The sequence below is a fragment of the Marinimicrobium sp. LS-A18 genome, from assembly GCF_000463525.1.
GTDB lineage: Bacteria > Pseudomonadota > Gammaproteobacteria > Pseudomonadales > Cellvibrionaceae > Marinimicrobium > Marinimicrobium koreense.
The window spans coordinates 46761-72190 of sequence record NZ_AWEP01000005.1; the positions used below are offsets into that span (position 1 = coordinate 46761).

The 25430-nt window shown below is 62.1% G+C and carries 26 protein-coding genes; 9 read left to right on the forward strand and 17 right to left on the reverse strand.

Annotation, left to right across the window (positions count from 1 at the left end; translation table 11 throughout):
* Positions 1 to 7 precede the first annotated feature (7 nt).
* The 4 genes from N645_RS0108045 to tsaD all read right to left on the reverse strand — a co-directional run bounded on the left by N645_RS0108045 (position 8) and on the right by tsaD (position 3406).
* Positions 8 to 1417 (reverse strand): MFS transporter, encoded by a 1410-nt coding sequence (locus tag N645_RS0108045; protein WP_238559226.1) that lies wholly within the window; start codon positions 1415 to 1417, stop codon positions 8 to 10.
* Positions 1418 to 1484: 67 nt separating this feature from the next.
* Entirely contained in the window at positions 1485 to 2003 is a 519-nt protein-coding gene (gene folK, locus N645_RS0108050) for a 2-amino-4-hydroxy-6-hydroxymethyldihydropteridine diphosphokinase (RefSeq protein WP_024460994.1), read from the reverse strand.
* A complete protein-coding gene (folB, locus tag N645_RS0108055) occupies positions 2000 to 2359 on the reverse strand; it encodes a dihydroneopterin aldolase (protein ID WP_024460995.1) in 360 nt (119 codons plus the stop codon). The genes folK and folB overlap by 4 nt, the downstream gene beginning before the upstream one ends.
* A gap of 12 nt (positions 2360 to 2371) precedes the next feature.
* Positions 2372 to 3406 carry a tRNA (adenosine(37)-N6)-threonylcarbamoyltransferase complex transferase subunit TsaD gene (tsaD, locus tag N645_RS0108060; protein WP_024460996.1) on the reverse strand — a complete coding sequence of 345 codons (1035 nt, stop codon included), beginning with the start codon at positions 3404 to 3406 and terminating at the stop codon, positions 2372 to 2374.
* Positions 3407 to 3597: 191 nt separating this feature from the next.
* Between tsaD and rpsU the strand changes: the two genes are divergently transcribed.
* The 6 genes from rpsU (at position 3598) to rdgC (ending at position 10836) form a co-directional block, all read left to right on the forward strand.
* The gene (gene rpsU / locus N645_RS0108065; RefSeq protein ID WP_024460997.1) at positions 3598 to 3813 is read left to right on the forward strand and encodes a 30S ribosomal protein S21; all 216 of its coding nucleotides are present in this window, start codon (positions 3598 to 3600) and stop codon (positions 3811 to 3813) included.
* Positions 3814 to 3902: 89 nt separating this feature from the next.
* Positions 3903 to 4355, forward strand: a complete 453-nt coding sequence (locus N645_RS0108070) for a GatB/YqeY domain-containing protein (protein WP_024460998.1) — start codon at positions 3903 to 3905, stop codon at positions 4353 to 4355.
* 246 nt (positions 4356 to 4601) lie between these two features.
* Positions 4602 to 6590, forward strand: a complete 1989-nt coding sequence (gene dnaG / locus N645_RS0108075) for a DNA primase (RefSeq protein WP_024460999.1) — start codon at positions 4602 to 4604, stop codon at positions 6588 to 6590.
* Between the two features lie 96 nt (positions 6591 to 6686).
* On the forward strand, positions 6687 to 8561 hold the full coding sequence (rpoD, locus tag N645_RS0108080; RefSeq protein WP_024461000.1) for an RNA polymerase sigma factor RpoD: 1875 nt from the start codon (positions 6687 to 6689) through the stop codon (positions 8559 to 8561).
* A 179-nt stretch (positions 8562 to 8740) separates the two neighbouring features.
* Complete coding sequence (locus N645_RS0108085; RefSeq protein ID WP_024461001.1) at positions 8741 to 9829, forward strand: AI-2E family transporter; 1089 nt, start codon at positions 8741 to 8743, stop codon at positions 9827 to 9829.
* 89 nt (positions 9830 to 9918) lie between these two features.
* Positions 9919 to 10836, forward strand: coding sequence for a recombination-associated protein RdgC (gene rdgC / locus N645_RS0108090; protein WP_024461002.1), 918 nt, complete (start codon positions 9919 to 9921; stop codon positions 10834 to 10836).
* A gap of 234 nt (positions 10837 to 11070) precedes the next feature.
* On the opposite strand, the gene N645_RS16775 is transcribed toward rdgC, so the two are convergent.
* The 13 genes from N645_RS16775 to N645_RS0108155 form a co-directional block, all read right to left on the reverse strand.
* Entirely contained in the window at positions 11071 to 11610 is a 540-nt protein-coding gene (locus N645_RS16775) for a GNAT family N-acetyltransferase (RefSeq protein ID WP_024461003.1), read from the reverse strand.
* A gap of 8 nt (positions 11611 to 11618) precedes the next feature.
* Positions 11619 to 12632, reverse strand: a complete 1014-nt coding sequence (lipA, locus tag N645_RS0108100) for a lipoyl synthase (RefSeq protein WP_024461004.1) — start codon at positions 12630 to 12632, stop codon at positions 11619 to 11621.
* Between the two features lie 92 nt (positions 12633 to 12724).
* On the reverse strand, positions 12725 to 13390 hold the full coding sequence (lipB, locus tag N645_RS0108105) for a lipoyl(octanoyl) transferase LipB (protein ID WP_024461005.1): 666 nt from the start codon (positions 13388 to 13390) through the stop codon (positions 12725 to 12727).
* Between the two features lie 4 nt (positions 13391 to 13394).
* A complete protein-coding gene (locus tag N645_RS0108110) occupies positions 13395 to 13673 on the reverse strand; it encodes a YbeD family protein (RefSeq protein WP_024461006.1) in 279 nt (92 codons plus the stop codon).
* 109 nt (positions 13674 to 13782) lie between these two features.
* Positions 13783 to 14931 (reverse strand): D-alanyl-D-alanine carboxypeptidase family protein, encoded by a 1149-nt coding sequence (locus tag N645_RS0108115; RefSeq protein WP_024461007.1) that lies wholly within the window; start codon positions 14929 to 14931, stop codon positions 13783 to 13785.
* A gap of 69 nt (positions 14932 to 15000) precedes the next feature.
* A complete protein-coding gene (locus tag N645_RS0108120) occupies positions 15001 to 15813 on the reverse strand; it encodes a septal ring lytic transglycosylase RlpA family protein (RefSeq protein WP_024461008.1) in 813 nt (270 codons plus the stop codon).
* Positions 15810 to 16811: a lytic murein transglycosylase B gene (mltB, locus tag N645_RS0108125; RefSeq protein WP_024461009.1), complete on the reverse strand. Its 1002-nt coding sequence runs from the start codon at positions 16809 to 16811 to the stop codon at positions 15810 to 15812. Before mltB ends, N645_RS0108120 begins: the two co-directional genes overlap by 4 nt.
* Before the next feature lie 9 nt (positions 16812 to 16820).
* The gene (rodA, locus tag N645_RS0108130; protein ID WP_024461010.1) at positions 16821 to 17972 is read right to left on the reverse strand and encodes a rod shape-determining protein RodA; all 1152 of its coding nucleotides are present in this window, start codon (positions 17970 to 17972) and stop codon (positions 16821 to 16823) included.
* Positions 17969 to 19846: a penicillin-binding protein 2 gene (gene mrdA / locus N645_RS0108135; RefSeq protein ID WP_024461011.1), complete on the reverse strand. Its 1878-nt coding sequence runs from the start codon at positions 19844 to 19846 to the stop codon at positions 17969 to 17971. Before mrdA ends, rodA begins: the two co-directional genes overlap by 4 nt.
* Positions 19847 to 19872: 26 nt before the next feature.
* A complete protein-coding gene (gene rlmH, locus N645_RS0108140; protein ID WP_024461012.1) occupies positions 19873 to 20340 on the reverse strand; it encodes a 23S rRNA (pseudouridine(1915)-N(3))-methyltransferase RlmH in 468 nt (155 codons plus the stop codon).
* A 3-nt stretch (positions 20341 to 20343) separates the two neighbouring features.
* Positions 20344 to 20685, reverse strand: a complete 342-nt coding sequence (gene rsfS / locus N645_RS0108145; RefSeq protein WP_024461013.1) for a ribosome silencing factor — start codon at positions 20683 to 20685, stop codon at positions 20344 to 20346.
* 42 nt (positions 20686 to 20727) lie between these two features.
* Positions 20728 to 21372 carry a nicotinate-nucleotide adenylyltransferase gene (gene nadD, locus N645_RS0108150; RefSeq protein WP_036160692.1) on the reverse strand — a complete coding sequence of 215 codons (645 nt, stop codon included), beginning with the start codon at positions 21370 to 21372 and terminating at the stop codon, positions 20728 to 20730.
* Positions 21373 to 21375: 3 nt separating this feature from the next.
* Positions 21376 to 22641 carry a glutamate-5-semialdehyde dehydrogenase gene (locus tag N645_RS0108155; protein ID WP_024461015.1) on the reverse strand — a complete coding sequence of 422 codons (1266 nt, stop codon included), beginning with the start codon at positions 22639 to 22641 and terminating at the stop codon, positions 21376 to 21378.
* Positions 22642 to 22819: 178 nt separating this feature from the next.
* Here N645_RS0108155 and N645_RS0108160 point away from each other — a divergent pair, with 178 nt between their 5' ends.
* Genes N645_RS0108160 through N645_RS0108170 form a run of 3 tightly spaced genes read left to right on the forward strand, consistent with a single transcriptional unit; the run spans position 22820 to position 25217 of the window.
* Entirely contained in the window at positions 22820 to 23137 is a 318-nt protein-coding gene (locus tag N645_RS0108160; RefSeq protein WP_152521659.1) for a PepSY domain-containing protein, read from the forward strand.
* A gap of 23 nt (positions 23138 to 23160) precedes the next feature.
* A complete protein-coding gene (locus tag N645_RS0108165; RefSeq protein ID WP_024461017.1) occupies positions 23161 to 23850 on the forward strand; it encodes a response regulator transcription factor in 690 nt (229 codons plus the stop codon).
* Positions 23847 to 25217 carry an ATP-binding protein gene (locus N645_RS0108170; RefSeq protein ID WP_238559227.1) on the forward strand — a complete coding sequence of 457 codons (1371 nt, stop codon included), beginning with the start codon at positions 23847 to 23849 and terminating at the stop codon, positions 25215 to 25217. The genes N645_RS0108165 and N645_RS0108170 overlap by 4 nt, the downstream gene beginning before the upstream one ends.
* Positions 25218 to 25430: the final 213 nt, after the last annotated feature.

The window sequence follows — 25430 nt, forward strand, 5'->3', positions numbered from 1 at the left end:
GCCGGGCCTAATCGCCCGGCTTTTTCTGTTCTGCCCCGGACGCCCCGCGCAACAGCGAAATGAGTGTCGCACAGGTGAGAAACGCCAGAGCCAACAGCATCGCCTGACTGAAGGTGCGCAGCAGCGGCTCGGACAGGGTTTCGTTCAGCGGCTGGTTGCCCAGGTTCCAGTAAACGAACAGATTCACCAGGCTCATACCCACCAGGTTACCCACCACACGGGCGAGATTGAGCGTTGCCGCCGCGACGCCCACTTCACTGGAATGCGCCGACTGCATCACCACATGGTTATTCGGACTGGAGAAACAGCCGAAGCCCAGCCCCACCAGAAACAGCGCCAGGACAATAAAGCCCGGTGCCGTGGCGACGCCCAGCGTACTCAGCAACCCGTAACCACAGAGGGTACAGAAACAGCCCGCACTGGCCAGCCAGCGGGCCGGCAGATAGTCCGACAGGCGCCCCGCCAACGGCGCCACACAGGCCATGGTGAGCGCCTGCACCAGCAGGACATGACCGGCATCCGCCGCGCTGTAACCCCGCACATATTGCAGGTACAGGCTGAGCAGAAACCCGAGCGGATAACTGCTGGCGTACATGAACAGCGCCGTCATCAGGGAAAAAGAAAACAGACGGGACTCGCGGAACATCTGTACGCGAATCAGCGGTTGTTCCCGGCGAGCCTGGCGACGAATAAACACCACCAGCAACACGAAGGAAAAGGCCAGTACCGCGCTCTGCCACAACCCGGGCAGCCCGGTCAGGCCGATAACCAGGGCAATGGCCCAGAGCGCAAAAGTCAGGGCGCCGCCCCAATCAAACCGGTTTTCGCGCTCGCCGAACCAGTCTCCGGACACCCGCCAAGCAATCAGTGACACCACCAACACCACAATCGGCAAAGGCAACAGGAAGACAAACCGCCAGCCGAAGGCATCGGTCACCCAACCGCCCAAGGCCGGCGCCAGGGTCAGGCCGAAGTACACACAGGCGGCATTGAGTCCCAGGGGCAAGCCGCGCTTTTCCGGCGGAAAGACCGAAATCAGCAGGGCCATGCTGGTGGCAAACATCATCGCCGCCCCCATCCCCTGAAAGAAGCGCAGCACCAGTACCATTTCAATGGAGTTGACGAAAAATGCCAGAGCACTGGCGCTACTGTTGAGCGCAATGCCCCAGAGAAAGACCCGTTTGCGGCCCACCTGGTCGGCCAGCTTGCCGGCCGGAAGCATGAAGATGATGTTGGCGATCAGGACAATGGTGGGCACCCAACTGACCAGCACCGCACTGGCGTTCAACTCCCGGGCCATAGTGGGCAAGGCGACATTCACCGAGGCCATTCCCAGAGGCGCGACAAAGGCCCCCAGGCACACAGCGATCAACACCCACCAGGGCGACACTGGTGCGGCGTGTTGCGGCTCGTTCACAGGCAACTCCACATAGAGGGCACGCCCTGCCCCGTGTCACAGGGAGCGGGCAGGGATAACAATCAGGTCAGGACGCAGCGCGCGATACCGTCCGCCCCTGCCAGGTGAACTCCACCGGCCAGAGGTTCTGGCGCTGCTTATCGTAATCGGCCCACAGCCGGGCGTAGGTCTCGCCTCTTTCCGGATGCACACGCTCCGGGGCGATTTCCGCCATGGGCCAGAGCACAAAGGCGTTCTTGGTCAGCTCATCCCGGGGGAGTTGAACCCCGGCCTCCTCCCCCACGAAATCCCCGTAGGTGAGGATGTCGATATCCAGGGTTCGGGAACTGAATTTGGGGCCGGAGCGGCAGCGGCCGTTGTCGTCTTCGATCTTTTTCAGCCGATCGGACAGCTCGGCGATGGACTGATTGGTCTCCACCCCAACCACCAGGTTGAGGAAGTTACTGCCATCAAAGCCCACCGCTTCGCTTTCGAATACGGACGAAATGGTCAATTCGCCGAAACACTCCGCCAGCGCATCCAGCGCGGCGGAGATGTGTCGATAGCGATCAATATTACTGCCCAGACTGAGGTACACCTCGGTCATGCCGGTTTTTCCCCTCGCTCGATAATCAGGCCCACATCCCGGGCACCGCGCAGGGCACCGGGCTTGCTGAGTCGCAGGCGGACCCAGGGCACGTTGAACTCTTCCCGCACAATGGTGGCCACCTCTTCGGCCAGCGCCTCGACCAGCTGTGCATCCCGGTTTTCCAGGTGGGCGATCAGGCGCTTGGAAACCGCCTTGTAATTCAGAGCATACTGGATGTCGTCGGTTTGCGCCGCCCGGCGGATGTCCGCCGCCATTTCCAGGTCCAGACTGATAGTCTGGCGCACCTGGCGCTCCCAGTCATAAATACCGATGATGGTATCCACCTGCAGATCTCTGATGTAAACAATGTCCATTCCACTTCCTCGTTAAGCGCTCAGCGGCGGCAGGCTGTCCAGCGGCCAGCGGGCACGCACGTTCACCGCCAGCGGCTCGGTCTGCCCGGCCAGCAGGCGCTGGCAGCCGGCGTAGGCAATCATGGCCCCGTTGTCGGTGCAGAACTCGTTGCGGGCATAGAACACCCGGGCGCCGATCTTCGCCAGCGCGGCCTCGAGCTCCTCGCGCAGACGCGTGTTGGCCGAGACCCCACCGGCGATCACCAGCGTTTTCTGCCCGGTCTGCTCCAGGGCACGCCGACACTTGATCACCAGGGTACCGACCACCGCCTCCTGAAAGGCATGAGCAATATCGGCACAAGTCTGCTCGTCCGGCAACCCGTCGGCCTGGGCGTGTTCCGCCACCGTGTTGAGCGTATAGGTTTTCAGTCCACTGAAACTGAAGTCCAGGCCCGGTCTGTCGACCATGGGCCGGGGGAAGGTAAACCGCCCCGCCCGGCCCCGCTCGGCCAGTTTGGCGATATGGGGCCCACCCGGGTAGTCCAGATCCAGCATTTTGGCGGCCTTGTCGAATGCCTCCCCGGCGGCGTCGTCGAGCGACTCCCCCAGCAGGCGGTATTCGCCAATGCCACGGACTTGTACGAGCTGAGTGTGCCCTCCGGACACCAACAGGGCGACAAAAGGAAACTCGGGCGGGTTATCTTCCAGCATCGGGGCCAACAGGTGGCCCTCCATATGATGAATACCCAGTGCGGGAATCCCCCACCCATAGGCCAGCGAACGCCCCACCGAGGCGCCCACCATCAGCGCGCCAATCAGCCCCGGGCCCGCGGTATAGGCCACCGCATCGATCTGCTCGGGCGAGGTGTCGGCTTCGGCCATCACCTGCCGCACCAGCGGCAGCAGTTTGCGCACATGATCCCGGGAGGCCAGCTCGGGCACCACGCCACCGTATTCCGCGTGCACCGCAATCTGGCTGAACAGGGCGTGGCTGAGCAGGCCCCGCTCGCTGTCATACAGCGCCAGGCCGGTTTCGTCACAGGAGGTTTCAATACCCAAAACGCGCATAGAGAGCCTTCTAACTCGTACAGTGGGGCCAATGGAGGACCAACGGGAAAAACGAGCGCGTATCATATAGACCTGAAGCGGTAAGAACCAGTTGCAGTGCTGTCCATAACTGGTTAGAATCCACGCCCCTCGGATCCCGAAGCCACTTTTTGATCGCTTTCGGGGTGAATTAATTGAGTAAAGGTAACAGCATGCCTTCAGTAAAGATCAAAGACAACGAGCCGTTTGACGTTGCACTGCGTCGCTTCAAGCGCTCCTGTGAAAAGGCCGGCATTCTGGCCGAAGTTCGCAGCCGCGAAGCCTACGAGAAGCCCACAGCTGTCCGTAAGCGCAAGGCCGCTGCCGCTGTTAAGCGTCACGCCAAAAAAGTTCAGCGCGAAAACCGCAAGTTCCAGCGCCTGTACTAAGGCCGGAACCCGGCCTGGGCGCTTCGCGCCGGGACCGCGCTGAATGGCACAAGCCAAGCGCTGAAGACAAGACAAACAGGAATACGCTGATGCCCCGTTCAGAATTGCAAACGCGCATCAACGACGCCCTGAAAACCGCCATGCGGGCCAGAGAAAAGGCCCGCGTGGCGGTTTTGCGTCTGGTGACCGCGGAATTCAAACGCATCGAGGTCGATGAGCGCATCGAACTCGACGATGCCCGTGTACTGGCCATTCTGGACAAGATGGTCAAACAGCGCCGGGACTCCGAGCAGCAATACCGGGACGCCGGTCGCGCCGAACTGGCCGATCAGGAGCGTCTGGAAATTGAGGTGATTCAGGAGTTTCTGCCCCAGCCTCTGTCCGATGCCGAGCTGGATCAACTGGTGGCCGACGCGATCGCCCAGTCCGGCGCCGAAGGCATGAAGGATATGGGCAAGGTCATGGGTATCCTCAAGCCCCAGGTGCAGGGGCGGGCCGATATGGCGGATGTGAGTAAGCGGTTGAAGGCGCGGTTGGGTTAAGCGTCACGGTTCTTTACGGCGGATGCGGCTCGATACCGCTGCGCTCGGCCCCTACGCGACCTGCCCTGGTGTGCGTTGGGTAACGGCGGATGCGGCCTTTGGCCTTATCCGCCCTACGCAAACTGCCGTGCCATCCGTAGGGCGGATAAGGCCAAAGGCCGCATCCGCCGTTGCCGAGCCGCATCCGCCGTTACCCAAACCAAAATCCCACTCCCCCACCCAAATTCCCCGCTACAATAAGGCGCTATGGCCGGACTGATTCCACAAAGCTTTATTGACGAGCTCCTCGACCGGGTTGACCTGGTGGAGATCGTGGACCATCGCGTCAAACTCAAGAAAACCGGCAAGAACTTCAGCGCCTGCTGCCCCTTCCACGACGAAAAGACCCCCTCGTTCACGGTCAGCCAGGACAAGCAGTTCTACTACTGCTTCGGCTGCGGCGCCAGCGGCAACGCCGTGGGGTTTCTCATGGACTACGAGCGGCTCGGCTTTCCCGAAGCCGTCGAGCAGCTTGCCCATCACTGCGGCCTGGAAGTGCCCCGAGAGGAGCAGAGTCCGGCCCAGAAAGAGAAGGCCCAGGAGCGCAAGAGCATCTACAGCCTGCTGGAGCAGGCCGACCGCTACTACCGGCTGCAGCTGCGCCAGCACCCCAAGCGGATGGAAGCGGTGGACTACCTCAAGCGCCGGGGTCTGGACGGGCACATTGCCCGGGACTACGGTATTGGTTACGCCCCACCGGGCTGGGACAACCTGCTGAAAACCCTCGGCATTGGCGAACAGGAACGCCACCTGCTGACCGAGGGCGGCATGCTGATCCACCAGCCGGACCAGAACAAACGCTACGACCGCTTCCGTCACCGCATCATGTTTCCCATCCGGGACCTGCGCGGGCGGGTGATCGGCTTTGGCGGCCGGGTGCTGGGCGACGACAAGCCCAAGTACCTGAACTCCCCGGAAACCCCGGTATTCCACAAGGGACGGGAGCTGTATGGCCTGTACGAGGCCCGCCAGGCCTACCGCGAGCTGCCCCGTCTGCTGGTGGTGGAAGGCTATATGGACGTGGTGGCCCTGGCCCAGTTCGGCATCCGCTACGGTGTCGCCACCCTGGGTACCGCCTGCGGCGAGGACCACCTGGCACTGGCATTCAAACACACCCGGGAAGTGGTGTTCTGCTTTGACGGCGACAAAGCGGGACGCAGCGCCGCCGAGCGCGCCCTGGCCGCCGCCCTGCCGGTGATGGAAGACGGCCGACAGGTGAAATTCCTGTTCCTGCCCGAAGGCGAGGACCCGGACACCCTGGTGCGCCAGATCGGCGCTGAAAAATTCAGCAACATGGTGGACATGGCGGTCCCGCTGGAAGATTACCTGTTCGATGCGCTCAGCGCCGACCTTAATCCGCGCAGCCTTGAGGGCCGGGCGCTGCTCAGCAAGCGCGCCGCTCCCCTGCTCCACCAACTGCCCCGGGGCGTCTTCCGGGAACTGATGTTCGACCGCCTCGCGCAGCGGACCGGCCTGAACCGGGACACCCTGATGGAGCTGGTGCACGAGCCGGTGGTGATCGAGGCCGAGCCAACCCGCGCCCCGGCCGCGCCCGTCGATATAGCGCCGGCGGACGACCGGCCGCCACCCCCGGATTACGAGGAGCCCCCGGCCTACGCTCAGGAGCCGGGCCCCACGGGGGAGGAGTACTTCGACAATGCAGCGCCGGAGCCGGCGGCCGCCCCACCGGCGCCGCCGAGCCTGTCCGGCAAGCGCTACCTGATGCCGCCGGCGCGCAAGGCCATTGGTCTGCTGCTGGCCAACCCGGCCCTGGCCGCCGAAGAACCCCCGGAATTCTGGCTCGAACACAGCGAACCGGAGTTGCGGTCCCTGGGCCAACTGCTAAAGTTATTACGCGAGCGGCCGCATTATCAGCTACCTCACATTATCGGCCACTGGCGCGGCGTGTACGGCGCGAAGGAAGCGGAACAACTGGCGGCCATTGCCGGTCAGGATCTGCTGGTGGCCGCCGGCGCCCACGGCGCCAATCGGGCCATCAAGCCCTCCCGGGCCGACTACGACACCCGGGTGGCGTTCTGCGATTGCCTGAAGGGTATTCAGCGCCAATTGGCGGAACGGCAAAAAACCGAAGCACTCAGCCAACTGCGCCAAAAAAGCAGCGATTTTGCTGGATTAAGCCGCGAAGAGCGCGAAGCGCTGGTAAAAGCGGCTCTGGCGCACAAAACTCCACACTAAAACCGGGCGCGGGCGTTGATTTTATGGAATCAAGCCCAACATATGCGATATAATCCCGCGCTTTTCTTCCACACCTCAGGTTCGACAGGGTTCCGAATGGCAGACACCGCTCAACAGCAGCAACAATCTCGCATCAAAGAGCTGATCGCCCGCGGCAAAGAGCAGGGCTATCTCACCTATGCCGAGGTGAACGACCATCTTCCGGAGGATATTTCCGATCCGGATCAGGTGGAAGACATCATCCAGATGATCAACGACATGGGTATCCGTGTCTACGAGATCGCACCGGATGCCGACACCCTGTTGATGACCGACGGCGATGCCTCGGCGGACGAAATTGCCGCCGCTGAAGCCGCCGCCGCACTCGCCGCAGTGGAAACCGAAGCTGGCCGCACCACCGACCCGGTGCGCATGTACATGCGCGAAATGGGCACCGTGGAGCTGCTCACCCGCGAAGGTGAGATTGCCATCGCCAAGCGCATCGAAGAGGGGGTGCGCGAGCTGATGTACTCCCTGGCCTACTGGCCCGGCGCGGCACAGCGCGTTCTCGACGAATTCAAACTGGTTGAAGCGGAAGAGCGTCGCCTGCCGGATGTCATCATCGGCTGGCTGGACCCGTCCGACGATATCCCGTCCGTCACCGCCACCTCCAGTCAGCAGGCCGCCGCCGCTGCCGCTGAAAAAAAGGAGAAGGCCAAGGACAAGAACGATGATGACGATGACGACAACGATCAGAACGACGAGGAAGAAACCACCTCCGGCGTCGATCCCGAAGAAGCCCGTCAGCGCTTCGACGCCCTGGCCAAGCAACTGACCAAGGCCGAGAAGACCGTCAGCAAGCACGGCCGCGACAGCAAGCAGGCCCAGAAAGAACTGGCCGAGCTGGGCGAGCTGTTCAAGTTCTTCAAGCTGCCGCCGCGCCAGTTCGACCCGATTTACAGCGAAGCCCGCACCGTACTGGATCGCGTTCGCCGGGAAGAGCGTGCCATCATGAGAATGTGCGTGCGCCAGTCCCGCATGCCCCGGAAAACCTTCATGAAGGAATTCCCGGGCAACGAGACCAATGAAGACTGGATCCCGGGCATCATCAAGAAAAAGCGCGACTACTCCGACGCACTCAAGGCCGTTGAGGGCGAAATCGCCCGCGCCCAGCGCAAGCTGGCGCAACTGGAAGAAGAAGCGGGCCTGACCCTGGCCCAGATCAAGGAAATCAACCGGCGCATGTCCATCGGTGAGGCCCGTGCCCGCCGTGCCAAGAAGGAAATGGTCGAGGCCAACCTGCGTCTGGTGATCTCCATTGCCAAGAAGTACACCAACCGCGGCCTGCAGTTCCTGGACCTGATCCAGGAGGGCAACATCGGCCTGATGAAGGCCGTGGACAAGTTCGAATACCGTCGCGGTTACAAGTTCTCCACCTACGCCACCTGGTGGATACGGCAGGCCATCACCCGTTCCATCGCCGACCAGGCGCGCACCATCCGTATTCCGGTGCACATGATTGAGACCATCAACAAGCTCAACCGTGTGTCCCGTCAGATGCTGCAGGAAATGGGCCGCGAACCCACCCCGGAAGAGCTGGGTGAGCGCATGGAAATGCCGGAAGACAAGGTTCGCAAGGTGCTCAAAATCGCCAAAGAGCCGATCTCCATGGAGACGCCCATCGGTGATGATGAAGACTCGCACCTGGGTGACTTTATCGAGGACAACACCATTGTCTCGCCGGTGGATTCAGCCACCACAGAGGGCCTGACCGAGGCGACCCGCGAGGTGTTGGCCGGTCTGACCGCCCGGGAAGCGAAGGTGTTGCGGATGCGTTTTGGTATCGATATGAACACCGACCATACGTTGGAGGAAGTCGGCAAGCAGTTTGACGTGACCCGCGAGCGAATCCGTCAGATCGAAGCCAAGGCCCTGCGCAAACTCCGTCATCCGTCCCGCTCGGACCACCTGCGTAGTTTCCTGGACGAGTAAAACGTAAAGAGCACGTTTGTCGTGGGATCTACCTTGGGTTACGGCGGATGCGGGCTTTGCCCTTATCCGCCCTACGCGGGTTCGTACCGCTGCGCTCGGCCGTAGGGCGGATAAGCCGGAGGCGCATCCGCCGTAACCACACTCGAATAACGCACTGAACAAAAATAAGGGACTCAACCATGAACAGCAAAATGGAAACAAGAGCGTTTATCTGGCTATTGTTGCTGGTCTCGGTGGGTTTTCTGTGGGTGCTCAAGCCCTTCTTTGGCCCCATCTTCTGGGCCTGTGCCGTCGCCATCATCTTCTATCCCGTACAACAGCGGCTGCTGAACAAATTCAACCAGCGCGAAAACATCGCCGCCCTCACCACCCTGCTGCTCTGCCTGGTCATCGTCATCCTGCCGGTGATCTTCATCATCACCTCCGTGGTCGCCGAGGGCGTCGGCATCTACCAGAAGCTGGATGAAGGTGACATCGATATCGAGCAATACATCGACCGGGTCCAGGAAAGCTTCCCAGTCATCCAGTCCGTGCTCGACCGCTTCAACATCAGTATTGATGAACTGCAGAGCCACGCGACCGACGCGGCCATGGCCACGGGCAAGTTCCTCGCGCAACACACCCTCGATATCGGACAGAATGCCTTCCGCTTCGTGCTCAATATCTGCCTGATGGTGTATCTCACCTTCTTCATGCTGCGCGACGGCTCGCGGCTGCTCGAGCTGCTGATCAAGGCGCTGCCGATTGGCGATGAACGCGAACGGCTGCTGTTCAACAAGTTCGCGGAAGTGACCCGGGCCACGGTCAAAGGCAATATCGTGGTGGCAGCGGTTCAGGGGGGTCTCGGGGGCATCATCTTCTGGCTGTTGGACATTCCCGCCCCCATGCTCTGGGGCGTGGTCATGGCCTTTGCCTCCCTGATTCCCGCCGTCGGTGCCGCCATCATCTGGGCGCCGGTCGCCATCTACCTGCTCGCCACCGGCGACTACACCCAGGGCATTATCCTGGTGGCTTTCGGTGCGGGGGTGATCGGCCTGGTGGACAATATTCTGCGCCCCATTCTGGTTGGCCGGGACACCAAGCTGCCCGACTACGTCGTGCTGCTCTCCACCCTCGGGGGTATCGCCCTGTTCGGTATCAACGGTTTCGTCATGGGGCCTCTGGTGGCGGCCCTGTTTGTGGCTTTCTGGGGTATTTTCGTGCGCGAATTCAACTCCGAGAACACCCTGACCGGCACCGACCGGGACTCGCTCGAACACCAGAGCTAAGCCGACCCGCTGTGGTACACTCCCCCGCTTTCTGACCGGGCGCGCTCCTCGCGAGATGCGCCCTTCACGCCTGCCAGACCGGATCGATTATGTGGTTTAAAAATCTACGCCTGTTTCAACTGACCGAACCCCTGAATGACAGCGCCGAAGCGCTCTCGGACAAGCTCAGCCAAGCGCCTTTCAAGCCTTGCGGAAGCCAGGATATGAGCCGTTTCGGCTGGGTACCGCCCGCCGGCCCGGACGCCCATGACTACGTGCACGCCAGCAACGGCTACCTGATGGTATGCCTGAAGCGGCAGGAAAAAATCCTGCCGGCGGCGGTGATCAACGAGCACCTGGAAGAAAAGCTGGCGGACATCCGCGCCGAGGAAGGCCGCCCGGTGGGCCGCAAAGAGCGCCAGACCCTGAAAGACGAAATCATCTTCGACCTGCTCCCCAAGGCGTTCAGCAAGTCCGCCCGGGACTACGCCTTCATCGCCCCCCAGGAGCGTCTGATTCTGGTCAACTGCTCCTCCAGCAACCGCGCCGAAGAGCTGCTCAGCCAATTGCGTGAAGCCATGGGCAGCCTCAAAGCCATTCCCCTGACCCCGCAGCAGGCACCGGCCCAGTTGATGACCCACTGGCTGCGCGGCGAAGACCTGCCCACCGACTTTGTGTTGGGCGAAGAGTGCGAATTCCAGGCGGGCAAAGACAGCCGGGTGGTGCGCTGCAAGAACGTGGACCTGAGCGCGCCGGAAGTGGCCAGTCATCTGGAAGCCGGCATGTTCGCCAGCAAGCTGGCGCTGACCTGGAAAGAGGCAATCCATTTTGTGTTGGACGACCAGTTCGCGGTCAAGCGGTTGAAGTTTGAAGATAAGCTGCTTGAGCAGGCCAGCGACCGCAACCCGGAGACCGCTGCGGAAGCGTTTGATGCGGATTTCGCGGTGATGAGTATCGAATTGACGGCGTTGGTGAAGGCGTTGATTCAGGCGTTCGGTGGGGCGGTGGAGCCGGAGTCGGTGGTTTAGGGTTGGGGTTGGGTTACGGCGGATGGGCGATTCGGGGTTGGGTTACGGCGGATGCGGCCTTTGGCCTTATCCGCCCTACGCATACCTGCGGAGGTTGTCGTGACGGTGGGTTACGGCGGATGCGCGCTTCGCGCTTATCCGCCCTACGCATACCACGGCAGTTCGCGTAGGGCGGATAAGCGAAGCGCATCCGCCGTTACCGGACGTGACCACAAATCCAATACTTAATGCCCGCTACAACCGTCTAACGAAAATATCCACATCGGACTGGCTGACCCTGGCCTCTCCGCCCGGCTGCCAGCCGCGTTTCTGGTAAAAGCCCTGCTGATTGTCGGTAAACAACCACAGCTCCGTTTCACCCTGCTCATGGGCGTAGCGGCAGGCTTTATCCACCAACACACTACCCAACCCCTGCCCTCTGAGCACCTCCGGCACATACAGATTACTCAGCCATAACCGCTGCGCCCCGCCCGCACTGGCCTGATAGCGGACCAGACTGACACTGCCCAGAACCTCCGAGCCTTTCCGGGCGATCAACGTCACCGGGATGGCCTCGCGGGTGAGGTGGCGGTGCAACTGCTCAGCGCGGCGATCCAGCGATGATTTCAGGCCGCGGGCCAGACAATGTTCGTGGTGCCAGTGGGCGATGGTGTCGATAAAACCGCTGAGCCCCGCCGTGGAGGGCATCAGCGGTTCAATCACCAGAGAGGTGCCTGCCGCCACAGTGGTCTGGGGCGGGCAAGCGGTCGGTTGGGGGCTGGCCGTTTCGGCCATCTCGGCGCTTATTGTCCTGACGCCAGCAGCTCGTCAACCACACCCACGGCTTCCCCGTGGGCCTGTTTGTCGGCGTGGTAGCTGGAGCGTACCAGCGGACCGCAGGCCGCGTGCTTGAAGCCCAGCTCGTGGGCGATGCGGGTGTACTCGGCAAACTCATCCGGGTGGACAAAACGATCCACCGGCAGGTGATCCCGGGAGGGCTGCAGATACTGGCCGATGGTGAGCATATCGATATCGTGCTCGCGCATATCCTTGAGCACCTCGATGATCTCTTCTTTGGTCTCCCCCAGGCCGACCATCAGGCCGGACTTGGTGAGCACGTCCGGACGGCGCTTCTTGTACTCTTTGAGCAGCTTCAGGGACCACTTGTAATTGGCGCCGGGGCGCGCCTGGCGATACAGACGGGGCACGGTTTCCAGGTTGTGGTTGAACACATCCGGCGCTTCCTGCTCGAGAATATCCAGGGCAATGTCCATCCGGCCCCGGAAATCCGGGGTGAGAATTTCCACCTGCAGATTCGGGCTGTGCACGCGGGACTCGCGGATGCAGTCGGCAAAGTGCTGGGCACCGCCATCGCGCAGGTCATCCCGGTCCACCGAGGTGATCACCACGTACTTCAGGCGCATCTCGGCAATGGCCTTGGCCAGGTGCGCGGGCTCCTCTTCATCCAGCGGGTTGGGCTTGCCGTGGCCCACATCGCAGAAGGGACAGCGGCGGGTGCAGATCTCACCCATGATCATGAAGGTGGCGGTGCCGCCGCTGAAGCACTCGCCCAGGTTGGGGCAGTTGGCCTCTTCACACACCGAGGAGAGGTTGTTCTTGCGCAGGATCTGCTTGATCCGATCCACTTCCGGCGAGGCGGGTACCCGCACCCGAATCCAGTCCGGCTTGCGCTGCACCTCATCGGAGGCAATCACTTTCACCGGAATGCGCTCGACCTTGTCCGCATCGCGCAGCTTTTCACCCTGACGCAGGCGACGGGTGCGTTTGACGGGCTGTATTTCGGGGGTATCGGTCATGAAACTCTCTCGTCTCTCTATCTCTCGGCTCCGGGTAGAGCCGAGCGGCTAGTGCCTGAATGCTGTACGTACGGCCTTGTGGGCCTCCGCGATCAGCGCGGTGGGCCGGGCATTGTACACGAATAGCCTATTTTCTGTACAAAGTGCCCGACCAGGCGATCCTTGACCTCCGCCATATCCGGCGCCGTGGTCAATTGATCCGCCAATTGGGTCATCTGCAGCCCCTGATAGCCGCAGGGATTGATACGTCGAAACGGCTCCAGGTCCATGGCCACGTTCAGGGCCAGACCGTGAAAACTGCAGCCCCGGCGCACCCGCAACCCCAGAGACGCGACTTTGTCACCGGCGATATACACCCCCGGCGCATCGGGCCGGGGGTAGGCTTCAACGCCGTAACTGGCCAGCAGGCCCACCAGGGTCTCTTCCAGCGCGGTGACCAGGTCCCGCACCCCCATGCCCAGGCGGCGCAAGTCCAGCAGCGGGTAGGCCACCAGTTGGCCGGGGCCGTGGTAGGTCACCTGCCCGCCCCGGTCGGTCTGTACCACGGGAATATCCCCCGGCAGCAGCAGGTGCTCGGGCTTGCCCGCCTGTCCCTGGGTGAAAACCGGGGGGTGTTCCACCAGCCAGAGCTGATCCTGGGTTTCGGCATCGCGCTCGTCGGTGAAAGCGCGCATGGCCTGCCAGACAGCGTCGTAGGGCCGACGACCGAGGTCGCTGACCTGCAGCGTCAGGGAATGCGGCGCGACAGCGGGCTTCACCGGCTCAAAGCACCATTTTGGTCACGGAGCTGGCCACCAGCTCCTGGTGAATGGTCTTCAACTGCTGCTCACCGGTGGCGGTAATCCAGACCGTCAGAGACTGGTAGGTACCATTGCGGCTGTCCTTGATCTTGATGCGCGTCTGGTCAAAACCCGGGGCGTGGCGCTCCATCACCTCGATAACCAGCTCGTGCAGCTCGCTACCCGCATCACCGAGTACCTTGATGGGGTAATCCTCGCAGGGGAACTCGATTTTGGGGGCGTCAGGGTTGGAAGCGGACATGGGACCGGCGTGCCTCTCGAATAGCTTAAAACGCCGGCATTATAACAGGTGTGAGGGGGCTATGTCCGGGCCTCCCCCAAAGGAGGCAAGGCCCGGACAAGGCGGGGTATTACCCGAAGATCTTGAGGAAAAACAGCTTTATCGCGTCGATCAGGCGCTGGAAGAAGCCCGCTTCCTCCACCGGCTCCAGGGCCACCAGGGGCACATCCACCAGGCGCTCACCGTTGAGATCAATGGTCAGATTGCCCAGCTCGTCACCCGCGGCAATGGGGGCCTTGATGGTTTCATCGATATGCATCTGGGCTTCCAGGGCATCCTCTGCGCCACGGGGGATGGTCAGGCGGACATCCTCGGCCACGCCCAGTACCACTTCCTCCTGCTGGCCGTACCAGACGCGGTTGCGCTGCAGCTCATCGCCCGCATCGTAGATGGACTGAGTCTGATAGTAGCGGAAGCCATAGGCCAGGAGCTTTTCGGTTTCAGCGGCCCGGGCGTCTTCACTGCGGGTGCCCATCACCACGGAAATCAGGCGCATATCCCGCCGAACCGCCGAGGCCACCAGGCAGTAGCCCGCCTCTTCGGTGTGGCCGGTTTTCAGGCCGTCTACGGTCTCATCGCGGAACAGCAGGCGGTTGCGGTTGGCCTGATTGATGCCGTTGTAGGAAAAGTACTTCTCGCTGTACATGGCGTAGTGATCGGGGTGATCCTTGATCACCGCCCGGGCCAGTATGGCCAGATCACGGGCGGTGGTCACGTGCCCCTCGGCGGGCCAGCCGGTGGAGTTTTCGAAATGGGTGTTGGTCATGCCCAGTTTGGCGGCGGTCTGGTTCATGATGTCCACAAACCCCTCTTCGCTGCCCGCCACATGCTCGGCCAGAGCGATGCTGGCGTCATTACCGGACTGGATGATGACACCGCGCTTGAGGTCCTCCAGGCGCACCTGGGTGCCCTCGCGAACGAACATTTTTGAGCCGCCTTTGCGCCAGGCCTTGACGCTGATGTTGACCATATCGTCTTCACTGATACGGCCCTGCTCGATTTCCTCCGAGACGATGTAGCTGGTCATCATCTTGGTCAGGCTCGCCGGCGGCAGCACCATATCCGCCTCGTGCTCGACCAGTACTTTACCCGTATCGGCATCCATCAGCAGATAGGCGGTGGCCGCAAGACTTGGGGGCGCGGGAATAATGACCTGTTGTGCCTGCACGGCCAGAGTCAACAACATCAAGACGGTGGCGGAGAAAAGTTTTCGTATCATCATGTAAAACCGTTTTTAAAAAGAAAAGATCCTTATCGCACAGACTCACTTTGCACTGGAATTCTAGCACTATTCACGCACGATATGGGTTTGCTCGATCGCACCTCTGCGCAGCTGCTCACGCAATTGTGCGACTTCTTCGTTACTGCTGAGGGGGCCGATTCGCACCCGGTGCAACACCGGTTGTTCGTCGGCACTGTGTACCTCGACCGGCAAATCCGTCAAGGCACTGACCCGCGTCTGCTGGGATTTGGCCGCATCCAGGGAGCCAAAAGCGCCCACCTGCAAAAACGTTTTTTGCTCCGGGGTATCGGCATCGGAAGGCGTGTCCGCTTCGGCCCGCAGAGGCGCCGGAGGTTGATCACCGGGTACGATGATTTCCACTTCTACCTGCGCGGTTCCCTGGCCGGCAAAGCCCAGCCGCTGAGCGGCGGCGTAACTCAGGTCAATGATCCGGTTACCATGAAAGGGACCGCGATCGTTGACCCGCACCACCACCTGACGATTGTTGGCCAGGTTGGTGACCCGCACATAACTCGGAATCGGCAGCGTCTTGTGCGCGGCGGTCATGCCGTACATATCGTAGGTTTCGCCGTTGGAGGTTTTGCGTCCGTGAAATTTCTGACCGTACCAGGAGGCGATGCCCTGCTCCTTATAGCCGGTTTCATCTTCCATCAGGTAATAGGTTTTGCCCAACACCGTGTAGGGATTCTTGTTGCCCGCCAGGGTGCGCACCTCCGCCCTCGGCGTGGCATCCGGCACATGGGAGAGATCCACCGGCTTGTCCGGCCCACGATCCTGTTCTTCAACGGGCCCCAGAGGAGCACAGGCAACCAAGAGGGCCAGAGGCCCCAGTACCAGAGCGGCGCGAACCAGTGTCATTGTTCGGTCTCCATCGCGGTTTTTATCTCTTTACTCAGTTGTTCTACCGCCAGGGCATACAGATGGCTGCGGTTGTAGCGGGTGATCACATAAAAATTGTGAAACGCCAGCCAGAACTCCTCGCCGAAATCGCCTTCCAGCGCCAGCGCATTGGCGGGCAGCTCGGCCGGCAGCGGAAAAATCGGTGTCAGGCCGCGCTCGGCCCAGTCCGCCACGGTCAGCTCCGGCGGGTGAATGCGGTTCCAGTCCGAGGCATCGCCCCGCGCCAGATCATCCGAGGCCCGGGCCCGCAGCGCCACCGGCGCTCCGCGCTGCCAACCGTGCTCGGCAAAATAGTTGGCCACGCTGCCGATGGCATCGGTGGGGTTGTTCCAGATATCGGCAAAGCCGTCCCCGTCGAAGTCGATTGCGTAATGCCGGTAGCTCGAGGGCATGAACTGACCGTAACCCATGGCTCCGGCATAGGACCCCTTAAAAGCCAAAGGGTTCTGTTCGTGTTCACGCATCAGAATAAAATACTGCGCCAACTCCTTGCGAAAAAAAGGCGCGCGCGGCGGGTAGTCAAAGGCCAGGGTGCTCAGGGCGTCGATCACCCGATGTGAACCGGTGGTCCGACCGTAATTGGTCTCCACCCCGATAATCGCCAACACAATCTCTGGCGGCACACCCAATTCCCGCTCCGCGCGCTTCAATGCGTCGCGGTGCTCCCGCCAGAAGGCGATGCCCCGGGTCACGCGCAGCGGTTGAAGGAAGATGGGACGGTACTCGGCCCAGGTGCGGGTGCGCTCTGCCGGCCGTGCGATGGCCTCAAGAATGCCATCCTGCCGCTTTGCCTCGCCCAGCCAACCCTCGAGTCGGGACGCCTGAAAGCCGTGCTCCTCAACCAACTCGTTCACAAAAGCCTGCGCCTCTGGATGCGCTCGATAGTCGGCGCTGCTGCCGACGCTGGCCAAGACTCCGACCAACGCTATCCCCCACTGTCGCCACTGACTGATCACGGTTGCTGTTTACTCCTGACGGGTAACGCGTCGACGCTCGGTGGCAATCGACATGAGAATACCGAAGCCGGCCATCAGGGTGACAATGGCCGTCCCCCCCTGGCTGACCAGGGGCAAGGGGACGCCGACCACGGGCAGGAGGCCGGACACCATGCCCACGTTCACGAACATATACACAAAAAAGGTAAAAGTGATGCTCGCCGCCAGCAGTCGGCTGAAACTGTCCTGGGCGCGCAGCGCAATCAACAGGCCTCGCGCGATGATCAGCACATAAAGGCCGAGCAGCAACAGCACCCCCATTAACCCAAATTCCTCCCCCAGCACGGCGATAATGAAATCGGTATGCCCTTCGGGCAGAAAATCCAGTTGGGATTGAGTCCCCTGCAGCCAGCCTTTGCCGGAATAGCCCCCCGAGCCGATGGCGGTTTTGGACTGGATGATATTCCACCCCGCCCCCAGGCTGTCCTGCTCCGGGTTGAACAGCGTCAGCACGCGCTGGCGCTGATACTCGTGCATGCCGAACCTCCACAGCGGCCAGATACTCGCGAGCACCGCGACAAAGGCGGTGACAATATAGCGCCAAGACAGTCCCGCGAAAAACAGCACCACCAGCCCCGAAGAAGCCACCAGCAGTGACGTCCCCAGATCCGGCTGCTGCACAATCAACAACGGCGGTACCGCGACCAGGATCAGGGTCAGCAGAACATGCTTCAAGCGCGGCGGCAGCAGCCGCTGCCCCAGGTAGGACGACACCATAATGGGGGTCGCCAGCTTCATGACCTCCGAGGGCTGAAAGCGGAATCCACCAATGCCGAGCCAGCGCTGCGCCCCCATGGCGCCGATACCCAGCACCAACACCAGAACCAGCAGCAGGACACCGCCGCCGTACATCCAGGGCGCCAGGCGACGCAACAGATGGGGGGGAACCTGAGCGGTGACGAACATGGCGACGAGGGCCACCAGAAAATAGGCGCCCTGACGCTGAATACCCGATACCGACTGGCCGTTGGCGCTGTAGAGCACCACCAGACCGTAGGCCGCGACGGCCAGCAGCAGCAATAGGAGCGTAAAGTCCAGGTGCAGCCGCTGCTGCAGCCGGTCCCGGCGGCGCAACCCCTGCCCCGCCTCGGGCAGACGACGAAGAAAATCCTGATGACTCATGGTGTGCGCGCCCCCAGCACAGGATCCGCCAGAGGGTAAATACCCCGCAGATAGGCATCAAACACTTTGCGCGCCACCGGCGCGGCCACCCCGGAACCCGATTCGCCATTCTCAACGATCACCGCCACGGCGATTTGCGGGTCATCCGCCGGGGCAAAACCCACGAACAGCGCATGGTCGCGCTGACGTTCCTTCAGCGCCTCCGAGTCGTACTCTTCCCCCTGGGGAATGGCGACCACCTGGGCGGTACCGGTCTTACCGGCAATCTTATAGTCCGCCCCATAGGCCGAACGCCGGGCGGTTCCACGCTCGCCGTGCATCACCCCCACCATTGCATTGATGATGTAGTCCCAGTCTTCCTCGGCCACGTCCATCTGCGCCTCTTCAATGACCGGCCGCTCCTGATCCCCCACCTTGGCCACCATCTGAGGGCGCAAACGACGTCCACGGCTGGCCATGGTGGCGGTCATCTGAGCCAGCTGCATGGGCGTAGTCAGGGCATAGCCCTGGCCGATGGCCAGGTTCAGGTTGTCCCCGGGGAACCAGGGCAGACCGCGCTGGTTGCGCTTCCACTCCCGAGACGGCCAGATACCGCTGCGCTCCGAGGGAATATCCACCTCGGTGCGCGATCCCAGGCCGAACTGCACGCCGAATTCGTGAATTAAGTCGACCCCCATTCGATGACCCAGATCGTAGTAGTAAACATCGCAGGACTCGACCACCGCCTGCTCGAGATCGACCTTCAGGCCGTGCCCGGTCCGCTTCCAGTCCCGGTACCGTCGATCATCCCCCGGCAGCCGATACCAGCCCGGATCGCGAACGGTGTGCTCGGCATCCACCACGTCATAGTGCAGACCGGCCAACCCGACCACCGGCTTGGTGGTGGAGCCCGGCGGATACTGCCCCTGCAGAAACCGGTTGAACAGCGGCAAATCCAGGGATTGATTCAGGCTGCGATAGTCGCGGAAGCTGATCCCGGTGACGAACAGGTTAGGGTCAAAACTGGGCATGGACACCGCCGCCAGTACGCCTCCGGTTTTGACATCCAGAGCAACGACCGCCCCACGGTAGTCATCCAGGGCGCTGACCGCGGTCGCCTGCAGGCGGGAATCGAGGTGCAACTGCAGATCTTTGCCCGGTTTGGGGTCGGTGCGATCCAGCACGCGCAACACCCGGCCCCGGGCGTTGGTTTCCACGTTCTGACTGCCTACTTCGCCGAGCAACTGGGCTTCATACTGATTTTCCAGGCCGGTTTTACCGATCGAGTGAGTGCCGCTGTAGCGCTGATACTGGTCCTCATCAAACTTGGCCAAGTCCGACTGGCTGATTCGCCCCACATAGCCGAGTACATGAGCAAACAGGTCGCTTTTCGGGTAGTGACGCACCAGCTGGGCGTTCACTTCTACCCCTTCCAGCCGGTATTCGTTGACCGCCAGGCGAGCGATTTCCTCCTCCGTCAGGCGATAGCGCAGGGGAATGGCTTCAAAGGGACGGCGCCACTGCTGCAGTTGGTCGTAGAACTTTTCCAGGTCGCTCTGGGGAATATCCACCAGTTCCCGCAGCAGCTCGACCGTGGCGGTCATGTCGTTCACCCGCTCGCGAATGACCGACAGGGTATAGCTGGGTCGGTTATCGGCGAGCAGTTCGCCATTGCGGTCGTAGATCAGCCCACGGGTCGGCGGCACGGGCTGCACGTGTACCCGGTTGCGGTCCGAGCGGGTGGCATAGTCCTGATGATGCGTGACCTGCAGGCTGTAGTACCGCGCCACCAGCACGGCAACCAGAGCGGCCATGATCACAGAGGTGGTGATCACCCGGCTGAGAAAAACGCGGGCTTCCCGGTGGTGATCTTTAAAACGCTGGGCTTCAGACATGAATGAACGGTAACCCGTCGCGACCTTTACTTATGGTATGGGTGATTGTGCAGTATCGAGTAAGCCCGATACAGCTGTTCAATGACCAGAATCCGCACCAGCGGGTGCGGCAGGGTCAGGGCCGAGAGCGACCATTTGACGTCGGCCAGAGCGAGACATTCCGGGGCCAGTCCGTCCGGCCCACCAATCAGTAAACTGTAATTGGCCCCGCTCATGCGCCATTCATCCAGATTCCGGGCCAGTTGCTCGGTGCTCCAGGCCTTGCCTTTCACATCCAGGGCGATGACCCGGTCCCCTTTGCCGATGGCGGCCATCATGGCCTGGCCTTCGCGCTCCATGGCCACGGCGGTGGAGCTGCTTTTGCCCCGTGGGCCCAGCGGCAATTCCACCAGTTCCACGGTGCAGTCCCGGGGCAGGCGCTTGGCGTACTCGCCGTAGCCCTGCTCCACCCAGTCGGGCATTTTAGTGCCCACCGCAATCAGACGAATGCGCATGGGTTAGTGTTCGGTACGGTTGCCGGGTTCCATGGACCAGAGTTTTTCCAGTTCGTAGAAGCCCCGGGTTTCCTCCTGCATCACATGCACCACGATATCGCCGAAGTCCACCAAGGCCCAATCACCGGAATCCACACCCTCGACACCCAGCGGCTGATGGCCGGCGTGCTTGGCATCCTCTACCACGTTGTTGGCCAGGGACTTCACGTGCCGGCTGGACGTACCGCTGGCGATGATCAGGGTATCCATCACATCACTCAACTCCCGGACATCCAGTTGCACGATATTTTTCCCCTTCAGGTCTTCCAGGGATTCGACAATAAGCTCATTTAACGCTGCGGACATTCGCCACCTGTTTCAGTCATGTATAAAAAGAGTAAGGCCCGCTCAAGCACGGGCCCGATAAAGGTTGTTATCCCGAATATACTGCCAGACCGAATCGGGCAGTAAAAATTGCGGAGAGCGCCCGGCCTGGATCAGGGACCGGATTTCCGTGGCCGAGATCGGCAGCAGACGCAGGGCCTGCACGCCAATGGCGCCCGCCGGGGACGCGGTCAGCGCTTCGGGGGCCACCTGATGCTCGCTCAGCCACTCGGCCAGCGGCCCCCGGGAGGGCAGCTCCCAGCCGGGACGGGCAATCACCAGCAAATGCCCCCAGTCGAGCAGCTCCTGCCAGCCGTGCCACTGCTCCAGCCCGAGAAACGCATCGCAGCCCAGAACCCAGATCAACGACACCGCCGGCCCCAGCTCAGCGCGGAGGCTTTTCAGGGTATCCAGGGTGTAGGAGGGGCCATCGCGGTGCAGCTCGCGATCGTCCAGAACCAGGCTCGGACAATCGGCCAAGGCCAGGCGCAACATCTCGGTGCGCTCGACGCTGCTCACATCCGGCGTCGCCCGATGCGGCGGCTGGTGGCACGGCAGCAGCCGTACCTCATCCAGCGCCAGGGTTTCCCCGGCTTCCAGTGCCATGCGCAAGTGCCCGAGATGAATGGGGTCAAAGGTGCCGCCCAGCAGCCCGATCGCCTGAGTCATAAATCAGTTACGGATGTGTCCGTCGCCCAGCACAATCCATTTCTGGGACGTCAGCCCTTCCAGGCCCACCGGGCCCCGGGCGTGAATCTTGTCGGTGGAAATACCGATCTCCGCCCCCAGGCCGTATTCGAACCCATCGGCAAAACGGGTGGAGGCATTGACCATCACCGAGCTGGAATCCACCTCGTGCAGGAAGCGGCGCGCCCGGGTGTAATCCTCGGTCACGATCGCCTCGGTGTGCTGGGAGCTGTATTGGGCAATGTGGTCCATGGCCTCATCCAGCCCGTCCACAACGCGGATCGCCAATACCGGGGCCAGGTATTCGGTGGCCCAATCTTCCTCGGTGGCAGCCTGCGCCTCTATCAGCGCCCGAGTCCGCTCACAACCGCGCAGCTCCACGCCCTTCTCGGCGTAGGCATCCGCGAGGCGGGGCAGAATATCGGCGGCCACGGTCTGATCCACCAGCAGGGTTTCCATAGCGTTGCACACGCCGTAGCGGTGGGTCTTGGCGTTCAGGGCAATATTGAAGGCCTTGTCCAGATCCGCCTTGGCATCGATGTACACATGACAGATGCCGTCCAGGTGCTTGATCACCGGCACCCGCGCATCCCGGCTGATCCGTTCGATCAGGCCTTTGCCGCCCCGGGGCACGATCACGTCCACGTACTCGGGCATGGCGATCAGCTCGCCCACGGCGGCCCGATCGGTGGTTTCCACCACCTGCACGGCGGTTTCCGGCAATCCGGCCTCGGCCAGGCCTTTTTTCAGACAGGCGGCAATGGCGCGGTTGGAATGAATCGCCTCGCTGCCGCCGCGCAGAATCGCGGCATTGCCGGACTTCAGGCACAGGCTGGCGGCATCAATGGTCACATTGGGGCGGGATTCATAGATGATCCCCACTACGCCCAGAGGCACACGCATCTTGCCCACCTGAATACCGCTGGGCCGGAAGTTCATATCGGTGATCGCGCCGCAGGGATCTGGCAGTGCCGCTACCTGGCGCAGCCCTTCAATCATGCCGTCGATGGTCGCCGGCTTGAGCGCCAGGCGGTCCAGCATGGCCGCGTCCAGGCCATTGGCCTCGCCGGCTTCCAGGTCCTTGCGGTTTTCCTCGGCCAGGGTCGGGCGCGCCGCTTCCAGGGCTTCGGCCATGGCCAGCAGGGCCCGGTTTTTGGTGCCGGCACTGGCAGCAGCCACTACACGGGCGGCACGACGGGCATTGCGGCCCAGATCGGCCATATACTCGATGACGTTGCTCGAATCACTCATAGGGTCGGGAGGCTCTCACATCCTCAAAGTTGCGGTTTCAGAACACTTTCTCTACACAATGGCCGCGATTATACCCTGTTTGGCGGCGCTTTTTGGGGCTTTCAGCTCCCGTTCAGCCAGTTTCTCTTACGCTTGGGACAAGGTAAGCTACGTGGGTCACTGTATGGGGCTCCTGAATATGACACAACACTGGGGAACACTGATGGGCCGAGGCCTGCTGATCGCACTGCTGATGCTCGCTGGCGCACCGCTGTCGCAGACCGTCAGCGCCGCGCCTCAGTCCGCCCAGATCCTGCCGATCGCCCAGGCGGAAAGCCGGGTCAGTGCCTCCCGTGCCGCCGCCATCGTGCAGAAACGCTACGGCGGCAAGGTGTTGAAAGTCGATACCCAGAATCGCGGCGGCCGCGTGGTACACCGGATCAAAATCCTGCAGGACAACGGCCGCATCAGCACCGTCATGGTCGACGGCCAGTCCGGACAGATTCTCAAGCGCTAGAAACAGGTGACAGGAGACCCGCCATGCGTCTGTTAGTGGTAGAAGATGACCCCGCCCTGCGCACCCAGATTCAGCAGCAGCTGCACGCCGAGGGCTTTGCCATCGACCTGGCCCCGGACGGCCGCGAAGGCCTGTTTCTGGGGCAGGAGCACCCCTACGACCTGGCTATTATCGACCTGGGCCTGCCGGACCTGGACGGGGTCAGCCTGATCCGGACCCTGCGCGCCGAAGGCCACAGCTACCCCATCCTGATTCTGACCGCCCGCAGCGCCTGGCAGGACAAAGTGGAAGGCCTGGAAGCCGGCGCCGACGACTATCTCACCAAGCCCTTCCATCCCGAAGAGCTGCGCGCCCGCCTCAACGCCCTGCTGCGCCGGGCCAGCGGTCTGGCCTCCAGCGTGATCGAGGGCGGCCCCATTGCCATCGATACCATTGCCCGCCGGGTGACCCTGAATGGCGAACCGGTCACCCTGACCGGCTACGAATACCAGGCGTTGGCCTATATGGCGCTGAACAGCGGCAAGGTGGTGTCCAAAACCGAGCTGACCGAGCATCTGTACGATCAGGACTTCGACCGGGACAGCAACGTGATCGAGGTGTTTATCGGTCGCCTGCGCCGCAAACTGGACCCGGACGGCTCGCTCAAGCTGATCACCACCCAGCGTGGACTGGGCTATTGCCTGAACCTGCCCCAGGGGTCAGCCGATTCGTGAGTCAGCGCCCACTGTCACTGAATGCGCGCTTATTACTGGCCTCACTGCTGGTACTGCCCCTGTTTCTGGGGCTGACCGGGCTGGTTCTGGAGCGGGCCTTTGACCGCAGCCTGACCACCGCCGCCCGGGAACAGTTGCAGGGCCAGATCTACCTGCTGTTCAGCGTGGCGGAAATGCAGGGCACCGGCGAGCAGGCGCAACTGGAAATGCCTCCGGCGCTGCTGGAACCCAACTTCGAGCGCCTGAACTCCGGGCTCTATGGCTACCTTTCAACCCGGGCAGGACGCACCGTCTGGCATTCCAACTCGGCACAACTGCGCCCGGAGCTGCCCGCCACCGGGGAGTTTCCACAGCCGGGCGACTTGCTGCTCGACCAGATCGAGCTGGATGGCCAACCCCACTGGCGCGCCCGTTACGCGGTGATCTGGGAGGATGATGCCGGGCAGGATCACGACTATCTGGTGACCTTGTTGCGCGATCAGACGCCCTACCGGGCCGAACTGGCCAGCTTCCGGCGCCAGCTCTGGCGCTGGCTGGGCGCCGCCGCCCTGCTCCTGGTGATCGCCCAGAGCGCGAGCCTGCGCTGGGGCCTGCGCCCGTTGGGCCGACTCGCCCGGGCGCTGGATGCCATGCGCGATGGCTCCCGCCCGCACCTGGAAGGTCGCCACCCGGCGGAGCTGCAACCGGTGGTGGACAACCTCAACCAGGTGCTGGACCGGGAGCAGTCTCTGCGCAAACGCTACCGGGACAGCTTAAGCAACCTCGCCCACAGCCTGAAAACGCCCCTGACCGTGCTGCGCAATCAGGCCAGCGATAGCGTACCGGATAAGGAAGCCCGCAGCGTGATCGCCGAGCAGGTGGCCCGTATGGATCAGGTGGTGAGTTACCAGTTGCGCCGGGCGGTGTCGGAGCAGCAACAGGGCAGCCACCGGCAGACCCCCATCCAGCCTGCCACCCAGCGCATGGTGAACACCCTGGAAAAAGTCTACCGGGAGCAGGCACCGCAGTTTGAACTGGCCATTCCGGACGGGCTGGCCTTCCCCGGCGATGAGCAGGACCTCCTGGAGCTGCTCGGCAACCTGCTGGACAACGCCTGCAAGTATGGGCGGGGGCGCATTCGCGTCAGCGCCCACGGCGATAGTGAGCATTTACATCTGACCGTGGAGGACAATGGTCCCGGCATTCCCGAAGACCAGCGCGAGCAGGTGATCCGGCGCGGACAACGTTTGGATACCCTGCAGGCCGGGCAAGGGATCGGCCTGGCTGTGGCGGCGGATATTGTGGGGAGTTATGGGGGGCGGTTGACCATTGGTAAGTCCGAGATGGGCGGAGCGATAATAAAAATCCAGTTTCCAAACCACGCGTAGGGCGGGATAAGGCCGGAGGCCGCATCCGCCGTAACCCAACCCCACGCATCCGCCGTAACCACAATTCGCGTCACCCCCTTCGCTCGCCCAACCAAAATCCGCAACCCTGTGCGCCAAATCGCACAAAACGTGCTGCTATCGCCGCACAAACTCCATGGGTAATCCCCTATCCCCCCGGAACGTGAAAACGCGCACACTGGCCGTGTTCAAATA